6 protein-coding genes are annotated in these 6,126 nt (G+C 24.8%); all 6 read right to left on the reverse strand.

The window, feature by feature from the left end; translation table 11 throughout:
* Positions 1–183: 183 nt before the first annotated feature.
* Positions 184–1,635 (reverse strand): DUF2828 family protein, encoded by a 1,452-nt coding sequence (locus tag A500_RS15345; protein ID WP_016208478.1) that lies wholly within the window; start codon positions 1,633–1,635, stop codon positions 184–186.
* 173 nt (positions 1,636–1,808) lie between these two features.
* Positions 1,809–2,003 (reverse strand): hypothetical protein, encoded by a 195-nt coding sequence (locus A500_RS15350; protein WP_016208479.1) that lies wholly within the window; start codon positions 2,001–2,003, stop codon positions 1,809–1,811.
* Between the two features lie 134 nt (positions 2,004–2,137).
* Positions 2,138–2,746, reverse strand: a complete 609-nt coding sequence (locus tag A500_RS15355; protein ID WP_016208480.1) for an acetate uptake transporter — start codon at positions 2,744–2,746, stop codon at positions 2,138–2,140.
* 214 nt (positions 2,747–2,960) lie between these two features.
* Positions 2,961–4,868, reverse strand: a complete 1,908-nt coding sequence (locus A500_RS15360) for an ABC-F family ATP-binding cassette domain-containing protein (protein WP_016208481.1) — start codon at positions 4,866–4,868, stop codon at positions 2,961–2,963.
* A 96-nt stretch (positions 4,869–4,964) separates the two neighbouring features.
* Positions 4,965–5,465: a QueT transporter family protein gene (locus A500_RS15365; protein WP_016208482.1), complete on the reverse strand. Its 501-nt coding sequence runs from the start codon at positions 5,463–5,465 to the stop codon at positions 4,965–4,967.
* 280 nt (positions 5,466–5,745) lie between these two features.
* Positions 5,746–6,126 (reverse strand): hypothetical protein (locus tag A500_RS20815; protein WP_016208483.1); only part of this gene is annotated, 381 nt, incomplete at its 5' end.

A 6,126-nucleotide genomic window follows, 5' to 3' on the forward strand; every position in this document is an offset into this window, starting at 1 on the left:
TTATAAGTTATTTTGCTATACATGGATTTTGCATAATTATATTCACAATTTTATTCACGGCATGTTATCAATTGTCATTTTAATAATTCAACTTTAAAAGTTATTAAAATTAAAGCTTATATAACATATTAAAAGTTATGTAAAGCTATTTAGTCTTAAACAATGCATTTGCATTGTTTAAGACTAAATAATTAAATCATTATATTGAATATTATTAAATTTATCTATAATTATATTAGAATTCTTAATTTCTCTAGATTCAAGAATGTATTTCCAAATATATTTATTATATCCACTAATTATCACTACGTTATCTTTGTAGGATATTGAAAATTTTGATGATAAGTCTTTTAAATTCCAAAGCTTTATTTTAGGCATTTCAAATCCTGAATTTATCCATTTCTCACTAATGAATTTAAGATTATTAAAACTCATATCTTCTGATTTGTTGTATATGAACATTATTGATTTAGGTATTGCTTCAGGTTTTAAATTCTTTTTTATACTAGTAAATAGTAATAAATCTAAAGCAGAATTTAAATCCATATTATAATTTATATTATTTTTTGACATGCTCTTTATACTACCTATATAATCAGTGCTAGTTAATTTATTAAATTTAGGATTATTTTTAAAAGACATATAGTAGTTTTTAAAGCTGTTCAAATTTAATTTATTGTATAAAAGGATTGTCGAAATTAGTATATCAAAATATCTATTTTTATTTTGAATTAACTCTCCTTCAATTCCATTAATAATTAAAGTATCTTCAAAAGTATTTAAGTCTTTTATATTCTTATCAATTAGATATTCTAAATTCTTAAGATACATATCTTCTATACTGTTTATGCCAGGATTATTTAATGTTTCTCTAATAATAGAAATTATATTCTCAAGAGATTTAAATATAAAAGCTTTTTTAGGATTTTCCAATTTGAATTTTTCATAATCAGCTTTATCATTCTTTAAAAAGGCTTTTTTATATTTCTTTATATTTAATTCTGTAAGATTTTCATAGTTTATTTTCGAATACTCTCTCCTACTTATATTCGTTTCTACTATATCAATTTTTCTTCTTAAGCTAGATAATAACCTTCTGTATTCTTTAGGTGAATATCCAAGTAATCTTCTGGTCTTATTACCAAAGCTTCTTGATTCCTTTGAGGAAGTATTTTCTGATTTCAACCATTTGCCTAAGGTTGATGGTTTATTAGAATTGATATCAATTTGTATTTGATTTCTAAACAAATCTATAACAGCATCTTCAACCTTTGTATTAAATAAAGAATATAAATCATCCCATCTCCCATACTTAGGAATTAATGTTAAATTATTTTCTATATACTTTGGATGCTCATTTCCTAAGTAATTTAAAAGAACCCTAAATACCCTTCTCTCCCCTAGTCCATTTACCTTATCCCTAATAAAGAATAATAATTTTATGCTATAAGATGTTCCAGAATAAAATATTCTTCTGAAATTTTCTATTATTTCCTCCTCTGTAGCATTTCTAAAGTAAACTATATTATCTATAAATTTTTCAACTTCATTTACATTAAGTGATTCACTTTCCTCTATATCTATTTCCGAGACTTTATATAATTCTTCTCTTAATTTACTTAATATTCCTGACATTTTATCCTCCTAAAAAGTATTACAAGACACGTTTTTTATTATTATAAATGAAATTATAATATTGCTGTAAGTGTCTTTTCAAGATACATGTATTATTAAGCTGTTAGTATCTTTTCATTATATAATATTGTAAACATTTAACCTTTAGAACAAAATATAATAAAAAAGTGCTATTAATGCACTTTCCCACTTTCTATAATCTTACTTATTAAGTTCTTTACTATTAGCTCTGATTTAGAGCTGCCCTTTTTAAAATATCTAATTTGTGTATAATCAATATTATTTAGGCTTAAATCTACTATATCAATCCTTTCTCCTTCATATATAACGGGTTCTTTCTTTCCTTTTAAAAATATAGATACTTTCATATTTTCTCCTTATATTGTATAAATTTAAACTTAAATCAAGTTGATTCATAATATTAATAAAACTTAAAATGAAAAAATATAGTGTTAAGTAGTTTAATACAATAACACTATATTTATAATATCATAATTATTAGTTATTTAAAAATATTAAATGGTTTGCCAATAGGTAAAAATACTTTACCAAAGTGCTTATTTAGAACAGCTGCACCACTTCCATAAAATGAAAAAATTGCAATTCCAAGTTCTGAGTACGCTGCTAAACTATGTGCAAAATAAGGTATAATTCCAAATGAGTTTAACATTAATCCTATAAATAGAAAGTCTATTAAAACAAAAATTATAAATAATACCTTGTGAGTTTCCATTGCACCAATAGTCATAAACAATGTAAATATTAAGTAAGCTAAAAAAGCAAACCCTAATTGTTTTGTATCAGTAGCTGCTGCAAGCTTGTCTCCCAATACACCATTTTGTATAAGCCATGTCATTCCCATAGCATACCAAAAGAAAGCATATGCTCCAAAAGCAGTTGCACCAAATGTATTATTATGTTTAAAATCATTTATACATGCAAATAATTGAGCTGTAGCACCTAAGAAAATAGCCCAAGGTAACACAAGAGATACCCCTTCTGTAAGACCTAATTTTTGAGATGATGCTACTAATGTTATAACAGCTAAACCAAATAATCCTAGAGCTGAAGGATCAGCAACTAAAATCTTTACTTCTTTCGTTTCTTCCATGATTTCCTCCTATGTTGTTATAATATAAATCAACCTTTAAAAGATTATCAAATATTTATCTTATTGTCAATAAAGTTGTATTTTTAAATATTTTATAACATTTATGAAACTAATGTTATAATCACTATTAGCACCAATCCATCTACTAATTTTATTATTTCTTCTTAGTAATATAAATTATCTAGTTCATAACTTATGTTGCACTTAAAATTGATTATTTATTTTTGAATTCTTCAATTTTATTAGCAATATCTTCTAGATATTCTAATCTTTCATATTTAAATAAAAGATCTTCTTCTACAGATTCCTTTTCTTTCATAAGCTCATTTAAAGCTCCATAATTTGAAGAGTTTTTTGACATTTTATCTTCTATTTTAGTAAGTTCATTTTCTAAAGATTCTATAGTAGAATAAATTTCTTCAAATTCTTTTTGCTCTTTAAAAGTAAATTTAGGTTTAGATAAAGTATTTTTATTTTCTTTTTGATAAGACTTCTTTTCTTTTATTTCATTTTGAGATTTTTCAGGTTTTATTTCATACTCTTTATGTATTAAGTAATCACTATAATTACCTACATATTGCTTTATTACGCCATTACCTTGATATGAAAAGATTCTATTACATAATCTATCTAAGAAATATCTATCATGAGATACTATAATTACAACGCCTAAGAATTCATCTAGAAAGTCCTCTAATATCTTTAAGGTTTCAATATCTAAATCATTTGTAGGCTCATCTAGAATAAGTACATTTGGTGATTCCATCAATATTCTAAGTAAATGTAATCTTCTTCGCTCCCCTCCTGATAGTTTTTCTATTGGAGTGTATTGCATTGTACCATCGAAGAGAAATCTTTCAGCTAATTGAGAGGCAGTTATATTATATCCATCCTCAGTTGGTATATTTTCTCCACCTTCTTTTATATAATCTATAGCTCTTTGATTTAAGTCCATATGATTATTATCTTGTGAGAAAGCTCCTATACTTACTGTATCTCCAATTTCTATATCACCCTTATCCGGATCTATAGCACCTATCAGCATATTTATTAATGTTGTTTTTCCAACACCATTTTTACCTATTACACCTATTCTATCATTTTTAGAAAAAATATAATTAAAATTCTTAATTAAAACTTTATTATCGAAAGTTTTAGAAATATTATTTATTTCTATAATCTTTTTACCTAATCTTCTTCCTACAAAAGGCATTTCTATATCAGTATTTACTGTAAAATACTCAGTATTTACTAATTCATCAAACCTCTGAAGTCTAGCCTTTTGCTTAGTAGTCCTAGCCTTTGCACCTCTTTTTACCCATTTTAATTCTTTTAAAATAAGTTTTTGTCTTTTTTCTTCCTTTGATGCTTCTATTTGTAGCCTTTCTACTTTTTTCTCTAAAAAGTCGCTATAATTACCATCATATAAATAAAGATTTCCTCTATCAAGTTCTAGTATTTTATTTGTTACTCTATCTAAGAAATATCTATCATGAGTAATCATAATTAAAGCACCTTTTCTTGAATTTAAGTAATCTTCCAGCCATTCTATTGATTCTGAATCGAGGTGGTTAGTAGGTTCATCTAAAACTAGTAATTCACAAGGAGTTATTAGTGAAGATGCCAAAAATACTCTTTTTCTTTGACCACCAGATAATTCTGACATTTTTTTATTAAAATCATTTATTCCAAGTTTAGTTAAGATAGTTTTTGCATCACTTTCTAAATCCCATAAATTCATAGTATCTATTTTACTTTGAATTGCTATCAACTTATCATTAAGGGATGTATCATTATTAATCTTTTCTAGTAATTCCTCATACTCCATTAAAAGCTTCATTTCAGGAGTATCTCCTTTAAATATTTGTTCTAATATAGTAGAATTATCATCATATTTTGTATCTTGAGCTAAATACTCTACCCTTATATTTTTTCCTCTTATTATTTTTCCATCAAAGAATTCATCTCTTCCGGTTAATATTTTAAGTAAAGTTGATTTTCCCGCTCCATTTAATCCTATTAAACCAATTTTATCTCCATCATTTATGTTTAAGGTTATATTGTTTAATAAAACTTTTTCACTATAAGTCTTAGTTATATTTTCTAATGTAATTAAATTCATATTTTTCTCCTTAAATCATTTGTCTATTAGTGTCTAAGTATATTTTAAATAAAAAAGTAAGCTTAGACAACTATAAAAAGTATCTAAGCTTATCTTTTATTGCAAAGCAAGTCTATCTTTATATTTATTTTGTATTAATTTAAATACTGGTACACCTACTACTGTAACAACTACAAATTCTCCAATACCTACTTGAAGCATAGTTAATACTAGTGGAACACCAAGGACATAATTTAACATCCATCCAATTATTACACCATTAAAAATAGTTGGCCATAATGAAGCAATTATTAAACTAAGTTTTTTCGATTTTATATACTTAGCTGTAAGAGATATTGCAGATACACTTAAAAATGTAGCTAAGGTCCCGAAGATAATATCCATAATACCTAGTCCACCTAATATATTTGCTAATAGACATCCTATAGTTAATCCAACTATGTAAAACGGATCTATAAATGCTAACAATACTAAAACTTCTGATAATCTAAATTGTACCGGACCATAGCTTATAGGTGCTAATACTATTGTTAGTGCTGCGTAAATTGCAGCAACTAATGCTGCTTTAACTAATTTTTTTGTTATGTTTTCTTTCAATATAATCTCCTCCAAAATTTCACTTAGAATTTTATCAAAATAAAAAGGTGCCTTAAATAGACACCTCAAAAATATAAAAATACGAAATAAAATTACAAGTATAATACATGTAGAAATAAAATAGAGAGCTCATATAAATGAACCCTCTAGAAATAAAATCACACTTAATACAAATTGCAATTAATTACCGTAGTTTTATTTATAGACAGGAGGTTTCCGAACTGTCTTATTTGATTTTCTTTAATATTATATTTTATAACTTACATAAAGTCAATATATTTTATATTTCATTTAAGTAATTAGCTAATTTAGATAATTCTTTTGTTTTATTTAACCACCAATTTCTTGTCCAAATTCTATATAAGTTAATATTCTTATCTTTTAATGATTTAGATAAATATATATCTTTTAGTAAAATGTAATTTTCTTTTTCTATTATTTCTCCATCAAGAATTACTGCTGTAATTATATTAGAATTAGAATCTTTGATTAGTAAATTTATATTAAACTCATCTACATATGAGTTTCTTTCTATTAGATAGCCTAACTTTTCTAGGTACTTTTGTATTTCAGTTAATATATTATTTTCACTATTAGATATTATTAATTTTCTAGTTTCAGATACTAAAATATTTTTATAATCTTTAAAATTTATATTACT

Origin of the sequence: Clostridium sartagoforme AAU1 (genome assembly GCF_000401215.1) — a bacterium.
Lineage (GTDB): Bacteria > Bacillota > Clostridia > Clostridiales > Clostridiaceae > Clostridium > Clostridium sartagoforme.